The organism is Streptomyces sp. NRRL S-340 (assembly GCF_000720185.1).
In the GTDB taxonomy this organism is placed as follows: domain Bacteria; phylum Actinomycetota; class Actinomycetes; order Streptomycetales; family Streptomycetaceae; genus Streptomyces.
In genome coordinates this window covers 56,332-81,339 of the sequence record NZ_JOIY01000026.1, presented here as the reverse complement: position 1 = coordinate 81,339, position 25,008 = coordinate 56,332, and the positions used below count along the sequence as shown (strand labels likewise).

Annotated in this window: 25 protein-coding genes; 5 read left to right on the top strand and 20 right to left on the bottom strand. The window is 73.8% G+C overall.

Features of this window, described 5'->3' with window-relative positions; all coding sequences use genetic code 11:
- Positions 1-9: 9 nt before the first annotated feature.
- From IG64_RS21000 to tsaB, 4 genes are read right to left on the bottom strand one after another with little or no spacing between them, the layout of a single operon-like run.
- The gene (locus IG64_RS21000; protein WP_037858459.1) at positions 10-279 is read right to left on the bottom strand and encodes a hypothetical protein; all 270 of its coding nucleotides are present in this window, start codon (positions 277-279) and stop codon (positions 10-12) included.
- The gene (gene tsaD / locus IG64_RS20995; protein ID WP_037858458.1) at positions 276-1,400 is read right to left on the bottom strand and encodes a tRNA (adenosine(37)-N6)-threonylcarbamoyltransferase complex transferase subunit TsaD; all 1,125 of its coding nucleotides are present in this window, start codon (positions 1,398-1,400) and stop codon (positions 276-278) included. Before tsaD ends, IG64_RS21000 begins: the two co-directional genes overlap by 4 nt.
- 6 nt (positions 1,401-1,406) lie before the next feature.
- Complete coding sequence (rimI, locus tag IG64_RS20990) at positions 1,407-1,868, bottom strand: ribosomal protein S18-alanine N-acetyltransferase (RefSeq protein WP_107474313.1); 462 nt, start codon at positions 1,866-1,868, stop codon at positions 1,407-1,409.
- 44 nt (positions 1,869-1,912) lie between these two features.
- Positions 1,913-2,566: a tRNA (adenosine(37)-N6)-threonylcarbamoyltransferase complex dimerization subunit type 1 TsaB gene (tsaB, locus tag IG64_RS20985; RefSeq protein ID WP_037858455.1), complete on the bottom strand. Its 654-nt coding sequence runs from the start codon at positions 2,564-2,566 to the stop codon at positions 1,913-1,915.
- A 183-nt stretch (positions 2,567-2,749) separates the two neighbouring features.
- Here tsaB and IG64_RS20980 point away from each other — a divergent pair, with 183 nt between their 5' ends.
- A complete protein-coding gene (locus IG64_RS20980; RefSeq protein ID WP_037858454.1) occupies positions 2,750-3,310 on the top strand; it encodes a hypothetical protein in 561 nt (186 codons plus the stop codon).
- 200 nt (positions 3,311-3,510) lie between these two features.
- Here the strand turns inward: IG64_RS20980 and IG64_RS41655 are convergent, their stop codons facing one another.
- From IG64_RS41655 to IG64_RS20955, 5 genes are all read right to left on the bottom strand, one after another.
- On the bottom strand, positions 3,511-3,684 hold the full coding sequence (locus IG64_RS41655) for a hypothetical protein (RefSeq protein WP_199811631.1): 174 nt from the start codon (positions 3,682-3,684) through the stop codon (positions 3,511-3,513).
- A gap of 634 nt (positions 3,685-4,318) precedes the next feature.
- Entirely contained in the window at positions 4,319-4,879 is a 561-nt protein-coding gene (tsaE, locus tag IG64_RS20970; protein ID WP_037858451.1) for a tRNA (adenosine(37)-N6)-threonylcarbamoyltransferase complex ATPase subunit type 1 TsaE, read from the bottom strand.
- A complete protein-coding gene (locus IG64_RS20965) occupies positions 4,845-6,071 on the bottom strand; it encodes an alpha/beta fold hydrolase (RefSeq protein ID WP_037858450.1) in 1,227 nt (408 codons plus the stop codon). The genes tsaE and IG64_RS20965 overlap by 35 nt, the downstream gene beginning before the upstream one ends.
- Before the next feature lie 134 nt (positions 6,072-6,205).
- Complete coding sequence (gene alr, locus IG64_RS20960) at positions 6,206-7,408, bottom strand: alanine racemase (protein WP_037858449.1); 1,203 nt, start codon at positions 7,406-7,408, stop codon at positions 6,206-6,208.
- 44 nt (positions 7,409-7,452) lie between these two features.
- Positions 7,453-8,913: a bifunctional ADP-dependent NAD(P)H-hydrate dehydratase/NAD(P)H-hydrate epimerase gene (locus tag IG64_RS20955; RefSeq protein ID WP_037858509.1), complete on the bottom strand. Its 1,461-nt coding sequence runs from the start codon at positions 8,911-8,913 to the stop codon at positions 7,453-7,455.
- 122 nt (positions 8,914-9,035) lie between these two features.
- Between IG64_RS20955 and IG64_RS42875 the strand changes: the two genes are divergently transcribed.
- Positions 9,036-11,042 (top strand): PP2C family protein-serine/threonine phosphatase, encoded by a 2,007-nt coding sequence (locus IG64_RS42875; RefSeq protein WP_078884116.1) that lies wholly within the window; start codon positions 9,036-9,038, stop codon positions 11,040-11,042.
- Between the two features lie 51 nt (positions 11,043-11,093).
- On the opposite strand, the gene IG64_RS20945 is transcribed toward IG64_RS42875, so the two are convergent.
- The 3 genes from IG64_RS20945 to glmS all read right to left on the bottom strand — a co-directional run bounded on the left by IG64_RS20945 (position 11,094) and on the right by glmS (position 13,704).
- A complete protein-coding gene (locus IG64_RS20945) occupies positions 11,094-11,465 on the bottom strand; it encodes a holo-ACP synthase (protein WP_037858448.1) in 372 nt (123 codons plus the stop codon).
- 34 nt (positions 11,466-11,499) lie between these two features.
- The gene (locus IG64_RS20940) at positions 11,500-11,712 is read right to left on the bottom strand and encodes a DUF4287 domain-containing protein (RefSeq protein ID WP_037858447.1); all 213 of its coding nucleotides are present in this window, start codon (positions 11,710-11,712) and stop codon (positions 11,500-11,502) included.
- Between the two features lie 144 nt (positions 11,713-11,856).
- A complete protein-coding gene (gene glmS, locus IG64_RS20935; RefSeq protein ID WP_037858445.1) occupies positions 11,857-13,704 on the bottom strand; it encodes a glutamine--fructose-6-phosphate transaminase (isomerizing) in 1,848 nt (615 codons plus the stop codon).
- A 355-nt stretch (positions 13,705-14,059) separates the two neighbouring features.
- Here glmS and coaA point away from each other — a divergent pair, with 355 nt between their 5' ends.
- Together coaA and IG64_RS20925 are read left to right on the top strand one after the other, a co-directional pair.
- Positions 14,060-15,028: a type I pantothenate kinase gene (gene coaA, locus IG64_RS20930; RefSeq protein ID WP_037858444.1), complete on the top strand. Its 969-nt coding sequence runs from the start codon at positions 14,060-14,062 to the stop codon at positions 15,026-15,028.
- A gap of 28 nt (positions 15,029-15,056) precedes the next feature.
- Complete coding sequence (locus tag IG64_RS20925) at positions 15,057-16,001, top strand: DUF389 domain-containing protein (protein WP_037858442.1); 945 nt, start codon at positions 15,057-15,059, stop codon at positions 15,999-16,001.
- A gap of 138 nt (positions 16,002-16,139) precedes the next feature.
- Here the strand turns inward: IG64_RS20925 and glmM are convergent, their stop codons facing one another.
- From glmM to rplM, 3 genes are all read right to left on the bottom strand, one after another.
- A complete protein-coding gene (gene glmM / locus IG64_RS20920; RefSeq protein WP_037858440.1) occupies positions 16,140-17,498 on the bottom strand; it encodes a phosphoglucosamine mutase in 1,359 nt (452 codons plus the stop codon).
- 276 nt (positions 17,499-17,774) lie between these two features.
- Complete coding sequence (gene rpsI / locus IG64_RS20915; protein WP_051813147.1) at positions 17,775-18,287, bottom strand: 30S ribosomal protein S9; 513 nt, start codon at positions 18,285-18,287, stop codon at positions 17,775-17,777.
- A 42-nt stretch (positions 18,288-18,329) separates the two neighbouring features.
- Positions 18,330-18,773: a 50S ribosomal protein L13 gene (gene rplM / locus IG64_RS20910; protein ID WP_037858438.1), complete on the bottom strand. Its 444-nt coding sequence runs from the start codon at positions 18,771-18,773 to the stop codon at positions 18,330-18,332.
- A 367-nt stretch (positions 18,774-19,140) separates the two neighbouring features.
- Here rplM and IG64_RS20905 point away from each other — a divergent pair, with 367 nt between their 5' ends.
- A complete protein-coding gene (locus IG64_RS20905) occupies positions 19,141-20,007 on the top strand; it encodes a hypothetical protein (RefSeq protein ID WP_037858436.1) in 867 nt (288 codons plus the stop codon).
- 27 nt (positions 20,008-20,034) lie between these two features.
- Here IG64_RS20905 and IG64_RS20900 read toward each other — a convergent pair whose 3' ends face one another.
- The 5 genes from IG64_RS20900 to IG64_RS20880 all read right to left on the bottom strand — a co-directional run bounded on the left by IG64_RS20900 (position 20,035) and on the right by IG64_RS20880 (position 24,942).
- Positions 20,035-20,814, bottom strand: coding sequence for a polyprenol monophosphomannose synthase (locus tag IG64_RS20900; protein WP_051813145.1), 780 nt, complete (start codon positions 20,812-20,814; stop codon positions 20,035-20,037).
- Positions 20,811-22,121, bottom strand: a complete 1,311-nt coding sequence (locus IG64_RS20895) for a UDP-glucose dehydrogenase family protein (protein ID WP_037858433.1) — start codon at positions 22,119-22,121, stop codon at positions 20,811-20,813. Before IG64_RS20895 ends, IG64_RS20900 begins: the two co-directional genes overlap by 4 nt.
- 112 nt (positions 22,122-22,233) lie before the next feature.
- Positions 22,234-23,088 carry a tRNA pseudouridine(38-40) synthase TruA gene (gene truA / locus IG64_RS20890; protein WP_037858431.1) on the bottom strand — a complete coding sequence of 285 codons (855 nt, stop codon included), beginning with the start codon at positions 23,086-23,088 and terminating at the stop codon, positions 22,234-22,236.
- Positions 23,089-23,229: 141 nt separating this feature from the next.
- Positions 23,230-23,715: a 50S ribosomal protein L17 gene (gene rplQ / locus IG64_RS20885; RefSeq protein WP_037858430.1), complete on the bottom strand. Its 486-nt coding sequence runs from the start codon at positions 23,713-23,715 to the stop codon at positions 23,230-23,232.
- Between the two features lie 204 nt (positions 23,716-23,919).
- A complete protein-coding gene (locus IG64_RS20880; protein WP_003966937.1) occupies positions 23,920-24,942 on the bottom strand; it encodes a DNA-directed RNA polymerase subunit alpha in 1,023 nt (340 codons plus the stop codon).
- Between the last annotated feature and the right edge of the window lie 66 nt (positions 24,943-25,008).

The following is a 25,008-nucleotide window of genomic DNA, read 5'->3' as shown; positions in this document are numbered from 1 at the left end:
CCGCCCCGGCTAGCCGGGCGCCGGCGCGTCCGCGACCTGCTCGAACCGCCAGCGGTGGACGGTACGGGTCACCAACGAGCCGTCCGGCTCGGGCAGTTCGGGAAGATCGGCGTCGTAGGCCGCGTCCCACCAGGTGACGACCAGCACCCGGTCCTGCGGGGCGCGGAACGTCTCGCGGCGCATCGGCTCCTGAGCGAGCGTCTGGCGCCGTGCCCAGTCGAGGAGTTCACCGCCCCGGCCCGCGACCGCGCGGGCCTCCCACATCAGCGCGACGGTCACGAGTACAGGTTCTCCTTGCTGACCTCGTGCACGTGGTCATGGCCGTGCGAGTGGCCGCGGCGGTGCGTCTCGCCCGGCACGTGCGGGTCCGTCACCGGCAGGGAGGAGTCCGCCGACAGCTCCCAGTCGGAGGCCGCGCGGTTGCGGGCGACCATCTCGGAGCCGAGGGCAGCCACCATCGCGCCGTTGTCCGTGCACAGTTTGGGCCGGGGGACGCGCAGCCGGACGCCCGCGGCCTCGCAGCGTTCCTGGGCGAGGGCGCGCAGCCGGGAGTTGGCGGCCACCCCGCCGCCGATCATCAGGTGGTCCACGCCCGCGTCCTTGCAGGCGCGCACGGCCTTGCGGGTCAGGACGTCCACGACCGCCTCCTGGAAGGAGGCCGCCACGTCGCGCACCGGGACCTCCTCCCCCGCCGCCCGCCTGGCCTCGATCCAGCGGGCCACGGCCGTCTTCAGCCCGGAGAAGGAGAAGTCGTAGGCGGCGTCGCGCGGACCGGTCAGGCCGCGCGGGAAGGCGATCGCCGCCGGGTCGCCCTCACGCGCGTACCGGTCGATGACCGGGCCGCCGGGGAAGCCCAGGTTCAGCACCCGGGCGACCTTGTCGAAGGCCTCGCCGGCCGCGTCGTCGATCGTCGCGCCGAGCGGGCGCACGTCCGAGGTGATGTCCGTGGACAGCAGCAGCGAGGAGTGGCCGCCGGAGACCAGCAGCGCCATCGTCGGCTCGGGCAGCGGGCCGTGCTCCAGCTGGTCCACGCAGATGTGCGAGGCGAGGTGGTTGACGCCGTAGAGGGGTTTGCCGAGGGCGTAGGCGTACGCCTTCGCCGCCGACACGCCGACCAGCAGGGCGCCGGCCAGGCCGGGTCCGGCGGTGACCGCGATGCCGTCCAGGTCCTTCGCGCTCACCCCGGCCTCCTTCAGCGCGCGGTCGATGGTGGGCACCATCGCCTCCAGGTGCGCCCGGGAGGCGACCTCGGGGACGACACCGCCGAAGCGGGCGTGCTCGTCGACGCTGGAGGCGACGGCGTCCGCCAGCAGGGTGGTGCCGCGGACGACGCCGACGCCGGTCTCGTCGCAGGAGGTCTCGATACCGAGTACGAGAGGCTCGTCGCGTGGGTCAGCCATGGGTCTTCAGGTTCCTTGTACGCAGGCGGAGGGGTCGGACAGGCGCATCACCAGGGCGTCCACGTTCCCCGGCTGGTAGTAGCCCCGCCGGACGCCGATGGGGGCGAAGCCGAAGCGCTCGTAGAGCTTCTGCGCGCGGAGGTTGTCCACGCGGCACTCCAGCATCACCTCGGTGCACTCGAAGGCGGTCGCGGCCCGCAGCAGCTCGGACAGCAGCCGGGCACCGAGCCCGCTGCCCCACAGCTCGCGGGCGACCGCGATGGTCTGGACGTCGCCCTGGTCACCGGAGGCGACCAGTCCGGCGTAGCCGACGATCCGGCCGTCCTGCTCGGCCACGACGTACCGCCGGGTCGCCTCGGGGCCGCGCGAGTGGGCCAGCTCGGACCAGAACATGCCCCGTGACCAGGCGTCCTCGGGGAAGAGGGCCTTCTCCAGTTCCAGCACCGGGTCGATGTCCCACCAGCGCATCTCGCGCAGCTGGGGCCCGCCCGCCTGGTTCGTCGTCGGTCCGGTCACTTGGGGGTGACCACCTTGTAGTTCTTGGGCACCTGGGCGTCGGGCCGGCGCAGGTACAGCGGACGGGGGGCGGGCAGTTCCTCGCCGGCGGCCAGCCGCTCCGCCGCCAGGGAGGCGAGCGCGGCGGCCGAGACGTGCTCGGGCTCGTGCGCCTGCGGGAACGTGTCCGGGTAGAGCAGCGCGCCCGCGCCGACCGCGGGCAGGCCCGCGACCTGCGCGGCGATGTCGGCGGGCCGGTCGACGGCCGGGTCGGTCAGCCGGGTGCGGGAGTCGGCGTAGCGCGCCCAGTAGACCTCCTTGCGGCGGGCGTCGGTGGCCACCACGAAGGGGCCGGGAACGTCGGCTGCGTAGGCGAGCCCGTCGAGTGTGCACACACCGTGCACGGGTACGCCGAGCGCGAGCCCGAAGGTGTCGGCGGTCATCAGACCGACGCGCAGTCCGGTGTAGGGGCCGGGGCCGATGCCGGCCACGATGCCCGTGACGGCGTCCAGCTTCAGCCCGGCCTCGGTGAGGACCCGGTCGACGGCCGGCAGCAGCAGCTCTCCGTGCCGGCGCGCGTCGACCTGGCTGGAGGAGGCGATGACGGCCGTGCCGTCGTGCAGGGCGACGGTGACGGCGGGGGTGGCGGTATCCAGAGCGAGCAAGAGCACGCGAACAGCCTACGGCGCCGGGGGGCCGTGCCGGGCGCCGCGGGCGGCCGCGCGGCCCGGCGCCGGACCCGCGGCCCGACACGGGCGCCGGTGACGGCACGGCCGCCCCAGCGAGGAACAATCCGGCTGCTACCGTCGCAAGACAGACATCCGCTGGAGCAACCGACACGAAGGTGGGCGACCGTGGCAAGGAGCAGCTCGGGATTCGTGGCCGGGCTCACCGCGACCGCCGTCGCCACGATCGGCTTCCTGACCTACCGGGCGCAGGCGGACGTACCGCCCGGTCTCGGCGGCAGGCCCGGCACGTCGGCGAGCCCCGCGGCCGTCGTCAGCAAGGCGCCCCGCGACCGGCGCCACCCGGCCGCGCTGCCCGCCGGCTCGGGGACGGGCGAGCGGGTGGTGTACTCGGTGGACGACGACCGGGTCTGGCTGGTCGGCGCGGGCGGCCGGGTGGAGAACACCTTCAAGGTCACGCCGGGCACCGTCGACCCGGCGCCGGGCACCTACACCGTCACCTCGCGGTCGAAGGCGGTCACCGGGACCGACGGCGTGCCCGTCGAGCACGTGGTGCGTTTCGCCGCCGTCAACGGGGTCGTCATCGGTTTCAGCGCGGCGGTGGACAGCACGGAGCAGCCCGACCCGGACCCGGCCCTGCAGACGGGCGGCATCCGCGAGTCCCGGACGGACGGCGACACGATGTGGATGTTCGCGACGATCGGCCAGAAGGTCGTCGTCATCCGCTAGGCCCTGCCGTCACCTTCCCGTCGTCCGCCCGCAGGGCTGCCCTCGCGGCGTCGGCTGCGTGCCCTCGGCGTGCCGGGCCCTGACCCTCGTACCGGATGCACCCGGGTCCGGGCCCGGTGCGGCGAGAGTGTGTGCATGGCGTCGCGAGGCAGACGGGGATGTGACGACAGGGCCTACCTGGGGCGACGGCGGCTGCGGCTCTACGCCGCCCGCCGGCGCCCCTGCGCCGAACGGGTGACCGGACGCGCGGGTGCCTGCTCCGGGGCGCGCGGCGGGCGCGAGACCGCCTCCGCCGCGGCGCAGGAGGCCAGCAGGTCCCGCATGCTCACACCGGCGACCGGGTACGGCCGTGGCTGGTTCTCGGCAGCCGACACGGACGCCTCCTGGGGGTCGGGGGCGGGCATGGTTAGGTAGACCTAACCACGAACTGGACCCCATGTGACCACGCCGGGCGCACCGGACGCAAGGCTTGCCGACACGCTGTCGGCACCCAGGACCAGGTCCCGGCTCCGGAACCCCCGGCCCCGGCACCGGGGCCGAACCGGCCCCGGGCCCGGAACAGGCACCCGGCGCACGAGGACCGACCACCGGAGCCAGGACGTGCGCGTGGACCAACCGCCGGAGCCAGGGCGTGCGCGTGGACCGACCGCCGGAGCCAGGGCGTGCGCGTGGACCGACCGCCGGATCGGGACGGGGGCGCGGACTGGCTGCCGGGATGGGACGGGCGCGCGGACGGACCGGCGGTACCAAGGGCGTGCGCCCGCGGACGGACCGGCGGTACCAAGGGCGTGCGCCCGCGGACCGGCCACCGGAACCAGGAACGTGCGCGCGGACCGCGCCCGGGAGCGGGACGCGACGCGGGCCGCACGCGGAACCGGGGCGGGCCCGGGGGCGCTCGCGAAACCCGGACGTGGGGCGGGCCGCGGAAGCGGGACATGCCCGCGAGCCGCCCGCGGGTGGGAGCCGGCGCCCGGCCGCACGCCGGTCAGGCGGTCACACGGTCAGCGGTCACGCGGTCAGTGCGCCGAGGTCGACGGCCGACCAGCGCGGGCCGATCCCGGTCACCGTCAGACGCCGCACCTCGTCCGTCCCGGTCACCGTGTCCGCGCCGGGCGCCTCGCCCGTGGGGGCGCCGCCGACGGCCCGGTGGATGACGATCTGCAGCCGCTCGTCGGTCAGCTCCTCGACCTTGCCCTCGCCCCACTCCACGACGATCACGGAGTCCGGCAGCGAGACGTCGAGGTCCAGGTCCTCCATCTCGTCGAGCCCGCCGGACAGGCGGTACGCGTCCACGTGGACGAGCGGCGGGCCGTCCCCGAGGGACGGGTGCACGCGGGCGATCACGAAGGTCGGCGAGGTGACCGCGCCGCGCACGCCGAGGCCCTCGCCCAGCCCGCGGGTCAGCGTGGTCTTGCCCGCCCCGAGTTCCCCGCTGAGCATCACGAGGTCCCCCGCCCGCAGCAGCCCGGCGAGGCGGCGGCCCCACTCGCGCGTCTGCTCGGCGGAGGTGAGGGTGATCTCGACGGACTCGGGGTCAGCCGGGCTGTGCGGTGCTGCTGGTGCTTCCATGTCCACCCACGGTAGCGCCTGCGGGGACCGCGCCCGCGCGGGTCAGCAGGTCGGCGAGCCGGTCGGTGACGGCCTCCGGGTGCTCCAGCATCACCAGGTGCCCCGCGTCCGGCACGAGCACCAGCTCGGCGTCGGGCAGCAGGCCGGCGATGGCCTCGCTGTGCTCGCTGGGCGTGACCAGGTCCTGCACCCCGGCCAGGACGAGTACCGGCATCCGCGTGAACAGGGCCAGCGCGCCGGTCTTGTCGTGGTCGGTGAAGGCCGGGTAGAACTCGGCGACCACGTCGATGGGGGTGCTCTCGATCATGCGCTCGGCGAACCGGGCGACGGCCGGGTCGACGTCCCGCCCGGCGAAGGAGTAGCGCTTGATGATCCCCGCGAACAGGTCGGCGGTGGCCCGGCGCCCCTTCTCCACCAGTTCCGCGCGCTGCCCCAGCGCCTTGAGCACGCCGGGCAGCACCCGCCGCACCGCGTTGACCCCGGCGACCGGCAGCCCGAAGTTGACCTCGCCGAGCCGTCCGGAGGAGGTGCCGACGAAGGCGGTGGCGACGACCCGGTCGCGGATCAGCTCCGGGTACTGGGCGGCCAGGGCCATCACGGTCATGCCGCCCATGGAGTGCCCGACCAGCACGATCGGCCCCTCGGGCGCGGCGGCGTCGATCACGGCCTTCAGGTCGCGGCCCAACTGGTCGATGGTCAGCGGCACGTCGTCCCGGCTCTGGGCCACGCCCCGCCCGGAGCGGCCGTGGCTGCGCTGGTCCCAGTGCACGGTCCGCACGACCCCGCGCAGCGCGGCGCGCTGGAAGTGCCAGGAGTCCTGGCTGAGGCAGTAGCCGTGGCTGAAGACGACGGTGACGGGGGCGGGATCCTTGCGCCCGAAGAGGCGGCGGCGGCGCGGGGAGAGGTCCGCGGAAGGGGCGGGGTCGAGGTCGTCGACCTCGTAGTACAGCTCGGTGCCGTCGTCGGCGTACGCGCGGCCCGGGGTGCCGCGCAGGGTTCCGTAGGGGCCGGCGGAGTCCAGGGCGAGCCGGGCCTTCCTGCGCATGCCCCGGCCCACGGTCATCCGCTCGACGGCGACGGTGGCGGCGGCGCCCGCCGCCACGACGCCTATCGCGGCGCCCGCGATGCCGGTCGCCCTGCGCCAGCCGCCGAACGCCCCCGAGGCGCCGGCCGCCGCACTGCTCTCGCTCACCTACCGCTCCTCCGTGTGGCTGTATGACTGTGTGGCTGTGTGACTGGTCCGGCGGCTGTCCGAGTGGACACCCGGGGGCCCTGGGCCGCCTCCCGGGGGACGCGGCGGGGCCGCTCTTCGTCGGCCGGGCCGGTTCAGACGTCCGCCGGGCCCCCCGCCCCGCCGCTCTCGTCCGCCGCGTTCACATGGACGCGCGGGACGCGTGTCCCGATGCGGGTGACGATCTCGTACGCGATGGTGCCCGCGGCCTGCGCCCAGTCCTCGGCGGTCGGCTCGCCGCGGTCGCCCGGTCCGAACAGCACGGCCTCCGACCCGGTCGCCGGCTCGTCGCCGCCGAGGTCGACGACGAACTGGTCCATGGCGATCCGGCCCGCGACCGTGCGCCACTTGCCGCCGACCAGCACCGGGCCCGTGCCGGAGGCGTGGCGCGGGATGCCGTCGGCGTACCCGACGGGCACGAGGCCGAGGGTGGTCTCGCCGGGGGTGACGTAGTGGTGTCCGTAGCTGATGCCGTGCCCGGCCGGGACGCGCTTCACCAGGGCCAGCGAGGCGGACAGGGTCATCACCGGGCGCAGCCCGAAGTCGGCCGGGGTGCCCAGTTCCGGGCTGGGCGAGATGCCGTAGACGGCGATGCCCGTGCGGACCAGGTCGAAGTGGGCCTCGGGCAGGGTGAGCGTGGCCGGCGAGTTGGCGATGTGCCGTACCTCGGGGCGCACCCCCCGCGCCTCGGCGTACGCGGTCATCTCGCGGAACCGGGCGAGCTGCGCGGCGATCGAGGGGTGCCCCGGCTCGTCGGCGCAGGCGAAGTGGGACCACAGCCCGGTGACGCGGACCAGGCCCTCCGCCTCGGCGCGCAGCGCCTCGGCGACGAGGGCGGGCCAGTCCCCGGGCTGGCAGCCGTTGCGCCCGAGCCCGGTGTCGGCCTTGAGCTGCACCCGCGCGGGCCGCCCGGCGGCGCGCGCGGCCTCCCGCACCTCCGCCATGGCCCACAGTCCGCTCACGGACACGTCCACGTCGGCCTCGACGGCCTCGCGCCAGGGGCCGCCCGGCGTCCACAGCCAGCACATCACCCGCACCTGCCGCGGCGACAGCCCGGCCGCGCGCAGCGCCAGCGCCTCCTCGGGCGTGGCGGTGCCGAGCCAGGTCGCCCCGGCGGCGACGGCCGCGCGGGCGCACGGCACGGCGCCGTGGCCGTACGCGTCGGACTTGACCACGGCCATGAGCGCGGCGCCGGGCGCCCGCTCGCGCAGGGCCCGCACGTTGGCCCGCAGAGCGGCCAGATCGATCTCGGCGCGGGCGCGCAGCGGAGCCGTCCGCGGGTGTGCTGTCTCGTTCATCGCGCCCCCAGTGTCTCAGAGGGCGGTGGAGGCGGCGGGGAGTCCTACCGCAGCCGCCCCGGGGCCGCCGCGTCCCGCACGTCCCGCCAGGCCCGCGGGAGAGCCTCCGCCACGTCGTGCGCGCCGGCCGGGGCGCCGTCCGAGGCGAAGCGGCCGGCCAGACCGTGCAGGTAGGCGCCGGCGCTGCCCGCGTCCGCTGCGGACAGCCCGGCCGCCAGCAGCGAACCCGCCAGCCCGGACAGCACGTCGCCGCTGCCGGCCGTGGCGAGGTAGGGGGTTCCGGTGGGATTGACGCGGACGGGACCGCCGTCCGGGCCTGCCACGAGCGTGGTCGAGCCCTTCAGGAGGACGGTCGCCCGGTAGGCGGCGGCGAGTTCCCGTACGGCGGACAGCCGGGCCGACTCGACCTCCTCGCGCGCCACCCCGAGCAGGGCGGCGGCCTCGCCCGCGTGCGGGGTCATCAGGGTGGGCGCGGTACGGGCCCGTACGGCGGCGCGGTCGGCCAGGCGCAGCCCGTCGGCGTCGACCAGCACGGGCACGTCGGCCGCCAGCACCTCGGCCACCGTGGCCGCGTCCTCACCGGCGCCCGGACCCACCACCCAGGCCTGCACCCGGCCCGCCTCGCGCGGGCCCCGGTCGGAGACGAGGGTCTCGGGGAAGCGGGCGATGACGGCCTGCCCGGCGGGGCCGACGTACCGTACGGCGCCCGCCCCGCCGCGCAGCGCGCCGGAGACGGCGAGCACGGCCGCCCCGGGGTAGCGGGCCGAGCCGGCCGCGATGCCGACGACGCCCCTGCGGTACTTGTCGCTCTCGGCGGCGGGGCGCGGCAGCAGCGCGGCCACGTCGGCGTGCTGCAGCGCCTGGATCTCCGGCTCGGCGGGCAGGTGGGCGCCCAGACCGATGTCGACGAGACGGACCGTGCCGGCGTACTCGCGGGCCGGGTCGATAAGCAGTCCCGGCTTGTGCGTGCCGAAGGTGACGGTCACGTCGGCGCGGACCGCGGCGCCGCGCACCTCGCCGGTGTCCGCCTCGACGCCGCTGGGCAGGTCGACGGCGACGACCGGGGCCCCTGAACGGGCCACGCGCTCGGCCAGGGGCACGGCCTCGGGGCGCAGACCGCCCTTGCCGCCGATGCCGACGACGCCGTCGACGACCAGGTCGGCCCGGTCGAGGGGCGCACCGGCGGCCTCCGCGCCGGTGACCGTGCCGCCCGCGCGGCGCAGGGCCGCGAGACCGCCCGGGTGCGTGCGGCCGGGGGCGAGCAGGACCGCGGTGACCCCCGCGCCGCGGCGGGCCAGCCGGGCCCCCGCGTACAGCGCGTCACCCCCGTTGTCACCGCTGCCCACCAGGAGCACCACCCGGCGGCCGTAGACCCGTCCGAGCAGGTCCGCGCAGGCGGCGGCGAGCCCGGCGGCCGCGCGCTGCATGAGGGCGCCGTCGGGGAGCCGCGCCATGAGGGCGCGCTCGGCTGTCCTGACCGTCTCGACGCTGTAGGCGTTACGCATGCCGTCGAGTCTGCCCTGCATACGTCGGGTGCCGCACGGGAACCCGGTGGTCCCGGCGAGCCACTGGGAAATGCCGGCGGACCCGGGACCGCCGGGTGGAGCGAGGGAGAAGGCGCGAGCGGATGGCGGACGAACCGGCGGGCTTCGACGCGCCGCGCCCCTGGGCGGCGCCCGGCCAGGACGCGTCGCGCCGACTGCGGCTGCAGTCCCTGGAGCTGCTGCTCACCGAGCAGCGGTTCAGGATCGGCCGGCACGTGAGTGCCTGCGGCGGCGCCGGGCGCGAGAACAGGGCGCGCGACCCGCAGGCGAGTGCGCTCCCCGGGCCCGCGACCGTGGACGCGCCGGTGCTGCGCCTGCTCGACTCCCTGCCGGTCCCCGTCACGATCATCCGCGCTTCCCCCGGCCCGGTACCCCCGGAGGCGGAGCCGCATTCCCCCGATGCGGGCTCCCGCGTCCCGGACTTCCCCGAGCCGGGCTCCCCCGCCCCGGACCTTCCCGCCCCGGAGTTCCTGTGCGTCGGCCAGAACCGGGCCGCCCGCGAGTACGGTGCCCGGCATCTGCCGCCCGGTGCCCTGCCTCCGTGGACCGGTCCGGTGCCGCTGTTCGAGCGCCTGCCCACCCTCGTGGGCACGGCCGTCCCCCGCCTGCTCACGCAGGCCCTGCGCACCGGGCGCTCCCAGGGGCCCGAGCCCGCCGACTGGCCGCTGCCGGGGCCCGGCGACCTCACCGTCCGGGTGAGCAGCGAAGTACGGGTGACGCCCTGCGGGGATCTGCTGCTGCTCAGCTGGGAGCGCGGGCACGAGTCCCTGATGGCGCAGGAGGCGCAGCGCCTGGTCGGGGTGTCCTGGGCCGAGTGGAGCCTGGGCGACGGGGGCGTCGAGGCGTCGTCGGGATTCGCCCACGCGCTCGGCCTGTCCGCCTCGCAGCCGCCGCCCGGTCTGCTGGAGCTGGGGCGCATGGTGGCCCCGGAGAGCCTGGACGCGCTGTACCGGGCGGTCCACGACGTCCTGCTGGGCGCGCCGGTGGCCGAGTGCGACCTGCGGCTCGCCGGGCCGGAAGGCCGGATCCTGCGGTTCGTCGCCGAGCCGGTCCGCCCGCCCTCGGGGCCGGTGTGGGCGGTGCGCGCGGTGCTCCACGACGTCACCGCCGACCGGCGCAGCCGTGCCCTGGCCGAGCAGGCGACCCGGGAGGCGCGGGCGCAGCGGGAGCGGGCCGACGCCGTCGCGGAGGTGGCGGAGCGGCTGCGGGACGCGGTGCTGCCCGCCTTCCCCGCGGAACTGGCCCGGCACGGGGTCGAGGCCGCCGCCGCCTACCGTCCCGAGGCGGGCGCCGCGCGGGTGGGCGGCGACTGGTACAAGACCCGTGTCCTGCCCTCCGGGAAGGTGCTCATCGCGCTCGGGGACGCGCGCGGGCACGGCCTCGAAGCGGTCACCCTGATGGCGAAGCTGCGGTACGCGCTGGCCGGGCTGGCGTACACCGGCGAGTGGGTGGAACGGCTGACCGGCTGGCTCAACACGGTCGCCTGCGACGACGGCGAGGAGTCCACCGCCACGGCGGTCATCGCCCGCTTCCACCCCGACCGCGGACTGCTGCGCTGGACGTGCGCGGGCCATCCCCCGCCGGTCCTGGTCCGCGGCGGCGAAGCGGTGCTGCTCGGTCCGCCCCCGGGCGGCCCCGGCATGCCGCTGGGCGTCCTGCCGGACGAGACCTACACGGCGGCCGAGACCTGGCTGCGCCCCGGGGACGTGGTGCTGCTCTACTCGGACGGCCTGATCGAACGGCGCGGCTCGGACCTCGACCGGGACTCCTCACGGCTGCTGCGTACCGTCGCGGACTGCGCCGCGGACGGCGTCCCGCCGGGCGGCGAGGCGCTCGACGCGTTCGTCCGCGACCTGGTCGCCCGCCTCACCGGCCCGCAGACGGAGGACGACGCGACGGTACTGGCGTTCCGCGTGGTCGCCATGGACGCGGGGACAGCGGAGACGGGGACAGGCACGCGGACGGAGACGGACGCGGGGACAGGCACGGGCACGGACGGGGACACGGCCACGCGGACGGAGACGGAGACGGACACGAGGACGGGAACAGACCCGGGCACGGGCACGGGTGCGGGGCCCGGCGCCGGCTGACGGCGTGCCAGGAAACGCGCCGCCCCACCCCGTTCCGCGGGCCCGCTCCGGCTACCCCTCCGCGATCACCACCGCGGAGGCCACCCCCGCGTCGTGGCTGAGCGAGAGGTGCCAGGACCGTACGCCGAGTTCGGCGGCCCGCGCCGCCACCGAGCCCTTCACCCGCAGCCGCGGCCGCCCGCTGTCCTCGACGTACACCTCCGCGTCCGTCCACAGCAGCCCGGCCGGGGCGCCCAGCGCCTTGGCGACGGCCTCCTTCGCGGCGAACCGGGCGGCCAGCGAGGCCATGCCCCGCCGCTCCCCGCTCGGCAGCAGCAGCTCGCGTTCCACGAAGAGCCGCCGGACCAGTGCGGGCGTCCGCTCCAGCGACGCCGCGAACCGGTCGATCTCGGCCACGTCGATGCCGACCCCGATGATGCTCATGGGACGACCCTACGGGTGCGCGCCCGCCGGGTGGTCACCCGGCGCTGTCCTCGGCGAGGGTGTGGGCCACCAGCGCGTTGGCGTGCCCGTGGCCCATTCCGTGCTCGGACTTGAGCCAGCCGACGAGTTCCATGTGCTTGGTCAGCGGCGAGGAACGGACGAGTTCCTGCCACTCGGCGATCGGCCGGCCGTACTTCTTCTCGATGGACGGGAAGTAGCTGGCGGGGCCCTTGACGGGTGCGGTCATGGCGGAACGTCCTTTCGGTGCCGGGGCGTTGGGCGTTGTCGCTCCCACGACTGACAACTATTGCCCATAGGACTGACAGCGGCGCGGAAATTCATCGCCGCCCTCCCGCCGGGCCCCGCACCGCAGCCGTGCGCCCCCGGACGGCTACTCCACCGTCACCGACTTCGCGAGGTTGCGCGGCTGGTCCACCTCGTTGCCCCGGGCGGTGGCCAGTTCGCAGGCGAAGACCTGCAACGGCACCGTCGCGACCAGCGGCTGGAGCAGGGTCGGAGTGGCGGGGATGCGGATGAGGTGGTCGGCGTAGGGGACGACCGCCTCGTCGCCCTCCTCGGCGATCACGATCGTGCGCGCACCCCTCGCCCGGATCTCCTGGATGTTGGAGACGATCTTGTCGTGGAGCAGGGACCGGCCGCGCGGGGACGGGACGACCACGACGACGGGCAGGTCCTCGTCGATCAGCGCGATCGGGCCGTGCTTCAGCTCGCCCGCCGCGAAGCCCTCGGCGTGCATGTAGGCGAGTTCCTTGAGCTTGAGCGCGCCCTCCAGGGCCACGGGATAGCCGACGTGCCGCCCGAGGAAGAGCACCGTGTTCTTGCCGGCGAGGGAGCGGGCGAGTTCCCGTACCGGCTCCATCGTGTCCAGGACGCGCTCCACCGCGCCGCCGATCTGCGAGAGGTCGCGGATGACGGCGCGGATCTCGTCGCCCCACTTGGTGCCGCGCACCTGACCGAGGTAGAGGGCGACGAGGTAGCAGGCGACGAGCTGGGTGAGGAAGGCCTTGGTGGAGGCGACGGCGACCTCGGGTCCGGCGTGGGTGTACAGCACCGCGTCGGACTCGCGCGGGATGGTGGAGCCGTTGGTGTTGCAGATGGCGAGGACCTTGGCGCCCTGCTCGCGGGCGTGGCGCAGCGCCATCAGGGTGTCCATGGTCTCGCCGGACTGGGAGATGGCGACGACCAGGGTCTGGGCGTCCAGGATGGGGTCCCGGTAGCGGAACTCGCTGGCGAGTTCGACCTCGCAGGGGATGCGGGTCCAGTGCTCGATGGCGTACTTGGCGATCATGCCCGCGTGGAAGGCCGTGCCGCAGGCGATGATGACGACCTTGTCCGTCTCGCGCAGTTCGGCGGCGCTGATCCGCACCTCGTCCAGGGTCAGGGAGCCGGCGGCGTCGATGCGGCCGAGGAGGGTGTCGGCGACCGCCTTGGGCTGCTCGGCGATCTCCTTGAGCATGAAGTAGTCGTAACCGCCCTTCTCGGCGGCCGCGGCGTCCCAGTCGACGTTGTAGGAGCGGACCTCGGCGGGCCGCCCGTCGAAGCCGGTGACGGTGACGCCGTCCCGGCGCAGTTCGACGACCTGGTCCTGGCCGAGTTCGATCGCGGAGCGGGTGTGGGCGATGAACGCGGCGACGTCGGAGGCGAGGAAGGACTCGCCCTCGCCGACGCCCACCACGAGCGGGGAGTTGCGGCGGGCGCCGACGACCACGCCGGGCGCGTCGGCGTGCACGGCGACGAGAGTGAAGGCGCCCTCCAGGCGCCGGCACACCAGGCGCATGGCCTCGGCGAGGTCGGCGCAGGAGGAGAACTCCTCGGCCAGCAGGTGCGCGACGACCTCGGTGTCGGTCTCGGAGGCCAGTTCGTGCCCGCGCTCGGCCAGCTCCGCCCGCAGCAGGGCGAAGTTCTCGATGATGCCGTTGTGGACCACGGCGACGCGTCCGGCGTTGTCGAGGTGCGGGTGGGCGTTCGCGTCCGTGGGGCCGCCGTGGGTGGCCCAGCGGGTGTGCCCGATGCCGGTGGAGCCGGTCGGCAGCGGCCGTTCGACCAGCTCCTTGTCCAGGTTGACCAGCTTTCCGGCCTTCTTGGCCGCCGCGAGGCCGCCGTCCGCGAGCACGGCGACACCCGCCGAGTCGTACCCCCGGTACTCCAGCCGCTTCAGCCCGGCCATCACGACGTCGAGCGCCGACTGCGAACCCACATATCCCACGATTCCGCACATGGCTCCGCAGCCTACGGCCCGTCAGCCGACGGAACCCGCCTCTCCGTGCCCGAAATCGGAAATTCCCGCCGGGGTACGAAGGGTCTCGCGGCCCAGGACCGTACGGCCTCCGGCGGTGGCCCACACGCCGTCACCGCGGCTCGGTGAGCCGCCGCCCGTGGCACAGCGGCCCCGCAGGTGGCGGCTCGGTGAGCCGCCGCCCGTGGCACAGCGGCCCCGCAGGTGGCCGGCCGTACCGCCGGCCGGTGTCCGATCGTGACGCCGGCGTGACGCGGGCACGTCCACGTGACCCACCCCACCCCCCACGCCGTTCGAACTCCGTTAACAATGGACTGTGATCTCTCCGGTCCCCTCGATGCCCCGGAGCGCCCACCGGCCCAGGCCGGAGGCGACTCCCTATGTCGACCTCACCCGTGCCGAGTGGAGTGCGCTGCGCGACAAGACGCCGCTGCCGCTCACCGCGGAGGAGGTGGAACGGGTGCGCGGGCTCGGGGACGTCATCGACCTCGACGAGGTGCGGGACGTGTACCTGCCGCTGTCCCGGCTGCTCAATCTGTACGTCGGCGCGACCGACGGGCTGCGCGGCGCGCTGAACAGGTTCCTCGGCGAGCAGGGCTCCCAGTCCGGCACCCCCTTCGTCATAGGGGTGGCGGGATCGGTCGCCGTCGGCAAGTCGACCGTGGCCCGGCTGCTCCAGGCGCTGCTGTCGCGCTGGCCCGAGCATCCGCGCGTGGAGCGGGTGACCACCGACGGGTTCCTGCTGCCGACGCGCGAACTCCAGGCACGCGGCCTGATGGCCCGCAAGGGGTTCCCGGAGTCGTACGACCGCCGGGCGCTCACCCGGTTCGTCGCCGACGTGAAGGCGGGGAAGGCGGAGGTCACCGCTCCCGTCTACTCGCACCTGATCTACGACATCGTGCCCGGCGAGAAGCTCACCGTGCGCCGCCCCGACATCCTGATCGTGGAGGGCCTCAACGTCCTGCAGCCCGCGCTGCCCGGCCAGGACGGCCGCACCCGGGTCGGGCTCGCCGACTACTTCGACTTCAGCGTGTACGTCGACGCCCGCACCGAGGACGTCGAGCGCTGGTACCTGAACCGGTTCCGCAAGCTGCGCGACACCGCCTTCCAGGACCCCTCCTCGTACTTCCGCAAGTACACCCAGGTCTCCGAGGACGAGGCCCTCGACTACGCCCGCACCATGTGGCGGACCATCAACCGGCCCAACCTGGTGGAGAACATCGCCCCCACCCGCGGCCGGGCCACGCTCGTCGTGCGCAAGGGGCCCGACCACAAGGTGCAGCGGCTGCGGCTGCGGAAGCTGTGACCGCGGCGGGGCGTCTACGCTGCCCTGCATGCTGCATCTGCGACTGATCACCCCCGCCGACCGCACCGACGAGGTGGCGGGGCTGATCCACCGGACGGTCGGCACCGCGCACCTCGTCGTGCTGCCGGGCGCGGCCCGCAGCCCCTCCGGTGACGTGGTCATGTGCGACGTCGCCCGGGAGGCCGCCGACGAACTCCTCGGAGGTCTGAGGGAGTTGGGCATCGACCGGACCGGCTCCATCGCCGTGGAGAGCATCGACCTGTCGCTGTCCGACCGGGCCGACAGGGCCGAGGAGGAGGCGCCGGGCGAGGCCGCTGACGCGGTGCTGTGGGAGGAGCTGACCGAGGCCACCCACGAGGAGTCGACGCTGTCGATCACCTACCTCGCGTTCATCACGCTGGCCACGATGATCGCCGCCTGCGGCGTGGTGCTCGACAACGCCGTCCTCATCGTCGGCGCGATGGCGGTGGGACCGGAGTTCGGACCGCTGGCCGGCATCAGCACGGCGCTGGTGCGCCGGGCACCCCGACTGGCGCTGCGCTCCCTGGTGGCGCTGCTGGCGGGGTTCGCGCTGGCCATGGCCGTGACCGTGGGCTTCAGCCTGCTCATGGACGCCGTCGGCCTGTTCAGCAAGGCGCAGCTGGAGGGCCCGCGGCCCAGCACCGGCTTCGTGTACGCCCCCGACTGGTTCTCCTTCGTGGTGGCGGTCCTCGCCGGGATCGCCGGCACGCTGTCGCTGACCTCGGCCAAGTCCGGCGCCCTGGTCGGTGTCGCCATCTCCGTGACCACCGTCCCGGCGGCCGCGAACGCGGCCGTCGCCTTCGCCTACGGCGACACCGCCCAGACCTGGGGCTCCAGCAAGCAGCTGCTGCTGAACCTGCTCGGCATCGTCCTCGCCGGCACCCTCACCCTGCTCTTCCAGAAGTGGCTGTGGTCGACGCAGCGGGCACGGATGCGGAAGACCGCCGGATAGCAGCGGGACGCTCACGCGGGAAGCCGCCTCGCACCCGACCGGCACGCTCCGGGAAGCCGCCTCGCACCCGACCGGCACGCTCACACGGTGAACCGCCGGACGGGAACGGGGCGGTCACGCGGTACCACCCTCCGGTGCTCAGCCCAGGGCCGACTTCACCGCGTCCGCCAGCCGCCCCGCCACCGAGCGGGCCTGCTCGATGTCCGCGGCCTCGACCATCACGCGCACCAGCGGCTCGGTGCCCGAGGGGCGCAGCAGCACGCGTCCGGTCTCGCCCAGCTCGTGTTCGGCCTCGGCGACCGCCGTGGCCAGGTCCGCGGAGGTCTTCACCCGGGACCTGTCGACGTCGGGGACGTTGATGAGGACCTGCGGCAGGCGCTGCATCACCCCCGCCAGCTCCCGCAGCGTACGGCCGGTCGCGGCGACCCGGGCGGCCAGCATCAGACCCGTGAGCGTGCCGTCGCCGGTGGTGGCGTGGTCGAGGATGATGACGTGGCCGGACTGCTCGCCGCCGAGGGCGAAGCCACCGGACTTCATCTCCTCCAGGACGTAGCGGTCGCCGACGGCGGTCTGCACGAGGTGGATGCCCTCACGCTCCATGGCCAGCTTGAAGCCCAGGTTGGACATCACGGTCGCGACGACGGTGTCGGAGCGCAGCGCGGAACGCTCCCGCATCGCCAGCGCGAGCACGGCCAGGATCTGGTCGCCGTCGACCTCGTCGCCGGTGTGGTCCACGGCCAGACAGCGGTCGGCGTCGCCGTCGTGCGCGATGCCGAGGTGGGCGCCGTGCGCGACGACGGCGGCCTTCAGCTGCCCCAGGTGGGTGGAGCCGCAGCCGTCGTTGATGTTGAGGCCGTCGGGTTCGGCCCCGATGGTGATCACCTCGGCACCGGCCCGCGCGAACGCCTCGGGCGAGACCCGGGCGGCGGCGCCGTGCGCCTCGTCCAGGACGATCTTCAGCCCGTCGAGCCGGTTCGGGAGGACACCGACGAGATGGGCGACGTACTTGTCGAAGCCCTCGTCGTAGTCGCGGACCCGGCCGACGCCCGCGCCGGTCGGACGGTCCCAGGGCGCGCCGGTGCGGTGCTCCTCGTAGACCTTCTCGATGCGGTCCTCCAGCTCGTCGGCGAGCTTGTGGCCGCCGCGGGCGAAGAACTTGACGCCGTTGTCCGGCATGGCGTTGTGGCTGGCCGACAGCATCACGCCGAGGTCCGCGCCGAGCGAGCCGGTCAGGTACGCCACGGCGGGCGTCGGCAGCACGCCGACCCGCAGCACGTCCACGCCGGCGCTGGCCAGGCCCGCGACCACGGCGGCCTCCAGGAACTCACCGGAGGCGCGCGGGTCCCGGCCGACCACGGCCTTCGGGCGGTGCCCCTCGAAGGTGCCCGCCTCGGCCAGTACGTGCGCCGCGGCGACGGACAGGCCGAGCGCCATCTCGGCGGTCAGGTCCGCGTTGGCGACACCACGCACGCCGTCCGTGCCGAAGAGTCGTCCCACTTGTCCTCCTTGAGGAAGCGTCAGTTCGTGAAGCCGTGCCGAGGTTTTCAGCGCGCGTTCACCATTCACTGGGTTCGATGTTCTCGGTGCGTCCGCGGATCCCTGAGCCGGGCATCCGATCACACCAGCCGCTGAACGGCTGAGCTGCTGAGCACCTGAGCACCTGAGCACCTTGTGCCGTTATACGCCCAAGGCCGGTGATAAACGAACGCCCCGGCGGCACAGTGGCGTGCCGCCGGGGCGTTCGGAGTAGGCCTGTCCGCAGGCAGCGGCTGATTAGCGCTTGCTGTACTGCGGAGCCTTGCGGGCCTTCTTGAGACCGGCCTTCTTGCGCTCGACCGCACGGTCGTCGCGCTTGAGGAAGCCGGCCTTCTTGAGCGGGCCGCGGTTGTTGTCGACGTCGGCCTCGTTCAGGGCGCGGGCGACACCGAGACGGAGGGCGCCGGCCTGGCCGGACACACCGCCACCGGAGATGCGGGCGACGACGTCGTAACGGCCCTCGAGCTCCAGCACCTTGAAGGGCTCGTTGACTTCCTGCTGGTGCACCTTGTTCGGGAAGTAGTCCTCGAGGGTGCGACCGTTGATCTTCCACTTGCCGGTGCCCGGGACGATCCGGACGCGGGCGATGGCGTTCTTGCGGCGGCCCAGGCCGGCGGCCGGCTGCGGCTCGCCGAAGCGGGAGGCCATGGACTCCGAGGTGTACTCGCCCTCGACGGGGACCTCGGACTCGGTGGTGTAGCTCTCGATGTCGATCTCTTCGATCGGCTGCTCGGCAGTGGTCTCGGCCACGATTCTCCTCAGATTCTGTTCAGTCTTAGGGGGTGGCCGGACTTACTGCGCGACCTGGGTGATCTCGAACGGCACCGGCTGCTGGGCGCCGTGCGGGTGCTGGTCACCCTTGTAGACCTTCAGCTTCGAGAGCATCTGACGGCCCAGGGAGTTCTTGGGGAGCATGCCCTTGACGGCCTTCTCGACGGCCTTCTCCGGGTTGTTCGCGAGGAGGTCGTCGTAGCGGACGGAGCGCAGACCGCCCGGGTAGCCGGAGTGGCGGTACGCCATCTTCTGGGTCCGCTTGTTGCCGGAGAGGTGCACCTTGTCGGCGTTGATGATGATGACGAAGTCACCAGCGTCGACGTGCGGCGCGTAGATCGGCTTGTGCTTACCCCGCAGAAGGGTGGCGGCGGTGGTCGCCAGGCGACCCAGGACGACGTCCTGGGCGTCGATGACGTGCCACTGGCGCGTGATGTCGCCGGGCTTGGGGCTGTACGTACGCACGGTTCGTAGCCTTCGCTTCTTCAGTGAATGGTCCTGACAAGGTCACCGAAGACGATCACGACAGCCCTGACCGCACAGCGGTGACGCAAACCGCGTGCTGGTCGCTGGTCATCGGCCCGGTGGACCGGTGTAAGGGCCGGGTCCGTGAGAAGAGCCAAGCCAATACACAACGAACAAGCAGACTACCCGGGCGGCACACCGTGGGTCAAAACGACGGCCGCCGCGCCGGTCCCGCCTGTTCCGCCCCAGTGTACGTCCGCCCCGCCCCGGCCCGGCCGCCCCGGGCGCCCGCGGCCCGCGGACGGGAGGCCGCCGCGGCGGCCCGCGGCGCGCCCGGGAGCCGTGGGGCGCCGTTAGGATGCCGCCCATGACTTATGGGCAGGGGGGCGGCTCGCAGTCCCAGTGGGATCCCTGGAAACCGAACGCGCAGCAGCCGTCGAACGGCGGCGACGGGACCCCGGACTGGGCGGCACTCGCCGAGGCCTCCGAGACGCGCGCCAAGCGGCGCCGGCTGCTGTTCGTCGGCGGGGGCGCGCTGGCCGCCGTCGCCGTCGGCGCGGCCGTGGCCGTCGCCGTGATCTCGGCCGACGGCGGATCCGGCGGCCACGCCTCCCCGCAGCCCACCGCCGCCCTGCCCAGCGGCTCGGCCTCCGGTCCCTCCTTCGAACCCACCAGCGCACCGCCGCCGCTGGACCCGAAGGACTTCATATCCAGCGCGAAGAAGGACACCGCCCCGCTCGGCCCCGGCACCCTCTTCGGGGGCACCCGGCTGACCATGGACCGGACCGTCTACGAGAAGGGGCCCACGGCCGACACCCGCGACTGCGCCTCCGCCGTCCAGGGCACCCTCGCCAAGGTCCTCACCGGCAACGGCTGCACCCGCCTGATCCGCGCCACCTACACCCGCGGCGGCATCGCGGTCACCGTCGGCGTCGCCGTCTTCGACACCGAGGCACAGGCCGCCAGGGCCAAGGGCCAGGCCGACAAGAAGAGCATCGTCGAGCCGCTCGCCGGCAGCGGCGTCAAGGCCTTCTGCGACGGCGCGGTCTGCCGCTCCACCACCAACTCCTACGGCCGCTACGCCTACTTCACCCTCACCGGCTTCCCCGGCGGCAAGGACGTGACGACCAAGGACACCAAGGTGTTCCGCACCGGCGACGACCTCGCCGAGTACACGTTCCGCCAGATCCGCCGGCGCGGCGAGGCCCAGGCCTCCGCCGCGACCGGACAGTGAGCGCCGGGGCGCGGCCGGCCCCGGCCGCTACCACCGCTTCAGACGCAGCCTGACCGGCACCACCGCCGACTCCAGCTGGGCGCGCAGCGTCATCTTCGACGCACCCTCCGTACGCTCCCCGAACCGGATCGGCACCTCGACGGCACGGTGGCCCGCCCGCACCGCCCGGTACTTCAGCTCGACCTGGAAGCTGTAGCCCGCGCTGTCCAGGGTCGACAGGCCCACGTCCCGCAGCGTGGCCGCCGACCACAGGTTGAAGCCCGCGGTGATGTCCTTGATCCCGGTGCCGAGCACCGCCCGCGCGTAGGCGTTGGCGAACCGGGACAGCAGCACCCGGTGCGCGCCCCACCGCTCGTCCAGCGAGCCGCCCGCCACGTACCGGCTGCCCACCACCAGCCCGGCCCCCGAGGACAGCGCCGCGTCCAGCATCCGCGGCACCGCCTCCACCGGGTGGCTGCCGTCGGCGTCCATCTGCACGACGTAGTCGGCGCCCTCCGCCAGCGCGGCCGTCATGCCCGCCGTGTACGCCCGGCCCAGGCCGTCCTTGCGGGTGCGGTGCAGCACGCCCATCCGGCGGTGCCCCGAGGGTCCGTCCACGCCGTACTTCTCCGCCAGTTCGTCGGCGATCCGCCCGGTGCCGTCGGGGCTGTCGTCGTCGACGACGAGGAGCCGGAGCCCGCCGAGCGGCAGCCCCAGCACCGCCTCGGCCGTCCGCGCCAGGTTCCCCGCCTCGTTGTACGTCGGCATCACCACCGTGACCGCGTGCCCGCCGCCCTCGCCCGCGCGGCGCTCCTCAGGCTGCGTCATCTCTCCTCGCCCTCTCCGTCCGGCGCGGGAGCACCCAGCGCCCGGAACCGCCAGCCCGCCGCCCGCCACGCCCGCGCGTCCAGCACGCCCCGCCCGTCCACGATCCGCGGACGGTACACCAGGGCCGCCGCCCGGCGCGGATCGACCTGCCGGAACTGCGGCCACTCGGTCAGGTGCAGCACCAGCTCCGCCCCGCGCAGCGCCTCTTCCACCGACAGCGCGTAGCCGAGCAGCGGGAAGGCCTTGCGGGCGTTGTCCATCGCCCGGGGGTCGTAGACCGTCACGTCGGCGCCGTCGAGATCCAGCCGCGCGGCCACGTTCAGCGCGGGCGAGTCGCGGATGTCGTCGGAGTCCGGTTTGAAGGCCGCGCCCAGCACCGCCACCCGCGCCCCGAGCACCGTGCCCCCGCACAGCTGCCTGGCCAGGGCGATCACCCGGTCCCGCTGCCGCATGTTGATCGCGTCGACCTGGCGCAGGAAGCCCAGGTCCACGCCCAGCTCGGCGGCCCGGTGCGCGAAGGCACGGATGTCCTTGGGCAGACAGCCCCCGCCGAACCCGGCCCCGGCCCGCAGGAACGCCCGCCCGATCCGCTCGTCGCACCCCAGCGCCTCGGCCAGCTCGCGCACATCGCCGCCCGCCGCCTCGCACACCTCGGCCATCGCGTTGATGAAGGAGATCTTGGTGGCGAGGAAGGAGTTCGCGGCCGTCTTCACCAGTTCGGCGGTGGCGAAGTCGGTCACGACCAGCGGTGTCCCGGCGGCCAGGACGGGCGCGTACACGGTCCGCAGCAGCCGCTGCGCACGCGCCGTGCGCACCCCGAACACCAGCCGGTCCGGGCGCAGCGTGTCCTCGACGGCGAAGCCCTCCCGCAGGAACTCCGGGTTCCAGGCGATCTCGACGCGGTGCCCGGCGGCCAGCCGCGCGGCCGTGCCGACCGGCACGGTCGACTTGCCCACCAGCAGCGCGTTCTTGCGCGCGTGCCGTGCGAGGGCCGCGAAGGCGCTCTCGACGCACGTCAGGTCGGCGGCGTCGCCGTCCTTGCGCTGCGGGGTGCCCACGCACACGAAGTGCACCTGCCCGAAGGCACCGGCCTCCTCGTAGCAGGTCGTGAACCGCAGCCGCCCGCTCGCCGTGTGCCGGGCGACCATCGCGGCCAGTCCGGGCTCGTGGAACGGCACCCGGCCGGCCCGCAGCGCGGCGACCTTGCCCGCGTCGACGTCGACCCCGACCACCTCGTGCCCCAGTTCCGCCATGCAGGCGGCGTGCGTGGCACCCAGGTAGCCGGTGCCGATGACGGTGAGCCGCATGGGCCGCCCTCCTCGCCGTACGCCCCCTGCCACCGCCGTACGGCGGTCGGACCGTCCCTGCGAGTTCCCGCCCGGCACCGGCCGTACCGTCACGGCGGGTGACCGGGCGGGGTCAGCAGCAGCCGGTGGCCGGAAGCGACCGCTTGTTGCGCGCCTCATGGCTGCGCGCGGCCAGCAGTTCGTCGGCCGGGTAGCCGACCTCCTCCAGGGTCAGGCCGTGCGGCCGCACGACGTGCACCGCGGAGTCCCGGACGCCCGCGGCCAGCACCTCGGCGGGCCAGCCGGGTCGGCGGTGCCCGTCGCCGACGAAGAGCAGCGCCCCGATCAGCGAGCGCACCATGTTGTGGCAGAAGGCGTCCGCGCGGACGGTCGCCGTGATGATCCCGTCGGCCCCGCGCACCAGGCTCAGCTCCTGGAGCGTGCGGATGGTGGTCGCGCCCTCGCGCTTCTTGCAGTAGGCGGCGAAGTCGTGCTCGCCGAGCAGCTGCCGGGCGGCCTCGTTCATCGCGTCGACGTCCAGCGGCCAGTCGTGCCACAGCACGTGCCCGCGCAGCAGCGGGTCGACGCCGCCGGGGTTGTCGGTGACCCGGTAGGCGTACCGGCGCCAGACCGCGGCGAACCGGGCGTTGAAACCGCTGGGCGCGGGCCTCAGCGCCCACACCCGCACGTCCTTGGGCAGCCGCCCGGCGAGCCGCTTGAGCAGCTTCTCGTGGTGCTCGCGCCAGACCTCCTCCGGCAGGTCCACGTGGGCCACCTGGCCGCGCGCGTGCACCCCGGCGTCGGTCCGCCCGGCCACGGTCAGCTCGTACGTCCGGCGGGACCGGGTCACCGTGCGCAGCGCGTCCTCGATCTCGCCCTGTACGGTCCGCTTCCCGCCGGCCTGCTTGGCCCACCCGTGGAAGCCACCGCCGTCGTAGGACAGGTCCAGCCGCACCCGCACGAACCCGGGCTCCACTTCGTCACTCACCCAGAGATCCTCTCAGCCAGACGAAAGCGGGCCCGCCCCTGGAAAGGAACGGACCCGCCAGCGCCCTCGAGGGGCGCGGGGTACTGCGCGACCGGTCACGACGGAGCCGCAGCCACCGACCCGCCGTGCCCGGCAGAACGCTTACGCGTCCTTGGACTCCTCGGCAGGAGCCTCGGTGGCCTCGGTCTGCTCGGCCTTGGCCTCCTCGGCCTCCTTGACCGCACGCTTGGTGGCGGCCTCGGCCTCGCCGGTGGCCTGCTGCTGCACCGTCAGCGCCTCGACCAGCTCGATGACGGCCATGGGCGCGTTGTCGCCACGGCGGTTACCGATCTTGGTGATGCGGGTGTAGCCACCGGGACGGTTCTCGTACCGCGGGCCGATCTCGGTGAAGAGGGTGTGGACGACGCTCTTGTCCGTGATGACCTGGAGCACCTGACGGCGGTTGTGAAGGTCGCCCTTCTTCGCCTTGGTGACCAGACGCTCGGCGTACGGACGCAGGCGGCGGGCCTTCGCCTCGGTGGTGGTGATGCGGCCGTGCTCGAAGAGGCTCTTCGCGAGGTTCGCGAGGAGGAGCTTCTCGTGCGCGGCGCTGCCGCCCAGACGGGCACCCTTGGTGGGCCTCGGCATGATGTTTCTCCTAGGTGTCTGCCCCGGCCGTATCAGGTACCGGAGTCAGTATCCGAGCAGGCGGTCGCCTGTCGGAGATCCGGAGCTTCTTCAGCTCCGGAGGGTGTCGGGGCAGCCCGAAGGGCGTCCCGACAGGGGCGCGGGGAACTGCGCGATCAAGCGCAGCGCACCCGCGCCCGAGTGCGGACCGGAAGGCCCGAGCCGTCAGTACTGCTCGGTCTCCACGAACCCGGCGTCCGCGTCGTCGTCGGCGCCGAAGGCGTCCGCGGCGGCGGTCGGGTCGAATCCGGGCGGGCTGTCCTTGAGGGCCAGGCCCATGCCGGCCAGCTTCGCCTTGACCTCGTCGATCGACTTCGCACCGAAGTTGCGGATGTCGAGCAGGTCGGCCTCCGAGCGCGCGACCAGCTCACCCACGGAGTGGATGCCCTCACGCTTGAGGCAGTTGTAGGAGCGGACGGTCAGCTCCAGCTCCTCGATCGGCAGCGCGAGGTCGGCGGCGAGGGCGGCGTCCGTGGGGGACGGGCCCATGTCGATGCCCTCGGCGTCGATGTTCAGCTCGCGGGCGAGACCGAACAGCTCGACCAGCGTCTTGCCCGCGGAGGCCATGGCGTCACGCGGACGCATCGCCTGCTTGGTCTCGACGTCGACGATCAGCTTGTCGAAGTCGGTGCGCTGCTCGACACGCGTGGCCTCGACCTTGTACGTGACCTTGAGCACGGGGCTGTAGATGGAGTCGACCGGGATACGGCCGATCTCCTGGCCCACCTGCTTGTTCTGCACGGCGGAGACGTAACCGCGACCGCGCTCGACGGTCAGCTCCATCTCCAGCTTGCCCTTGCCGTTGAGCGTGGCGAGGACGAGGTCGGGGTTGTGCACCTCGACACCGGCCGGGGGCGCGATGTCGGCGGCGGTGACCAGACCCGGGCCCTGCTTGCGCAGGTACATCACGACCGGCTCGTCGTGCTCCGAGGAGACGACCAGCTGCTTGATGTTGAGGATCAGGTCGGTGACGTCCTCCTTGACGCCCGGCACGGTGGTGAACTCGTGCAGGACACCGTCGATGCGGATGGACGTGACCGCCGCACCCGGGATCGAGGAGAGGAGCGTACGGCGCAGGGAGTTGCCGAGGGTGTAGCCGAAGCCCGGCTCCAGCGGCTCGATCACGAACCGGGAGCGGAACTCGTCGACGACCTCTTCGGTCAACGAAGGTCGCTGAGCGATCAGCATCTGTGGATCAGATCCTTCTTTCGTGGACGCCCGCTATTTGACGCCCGACGGAAACCGCACCCATGA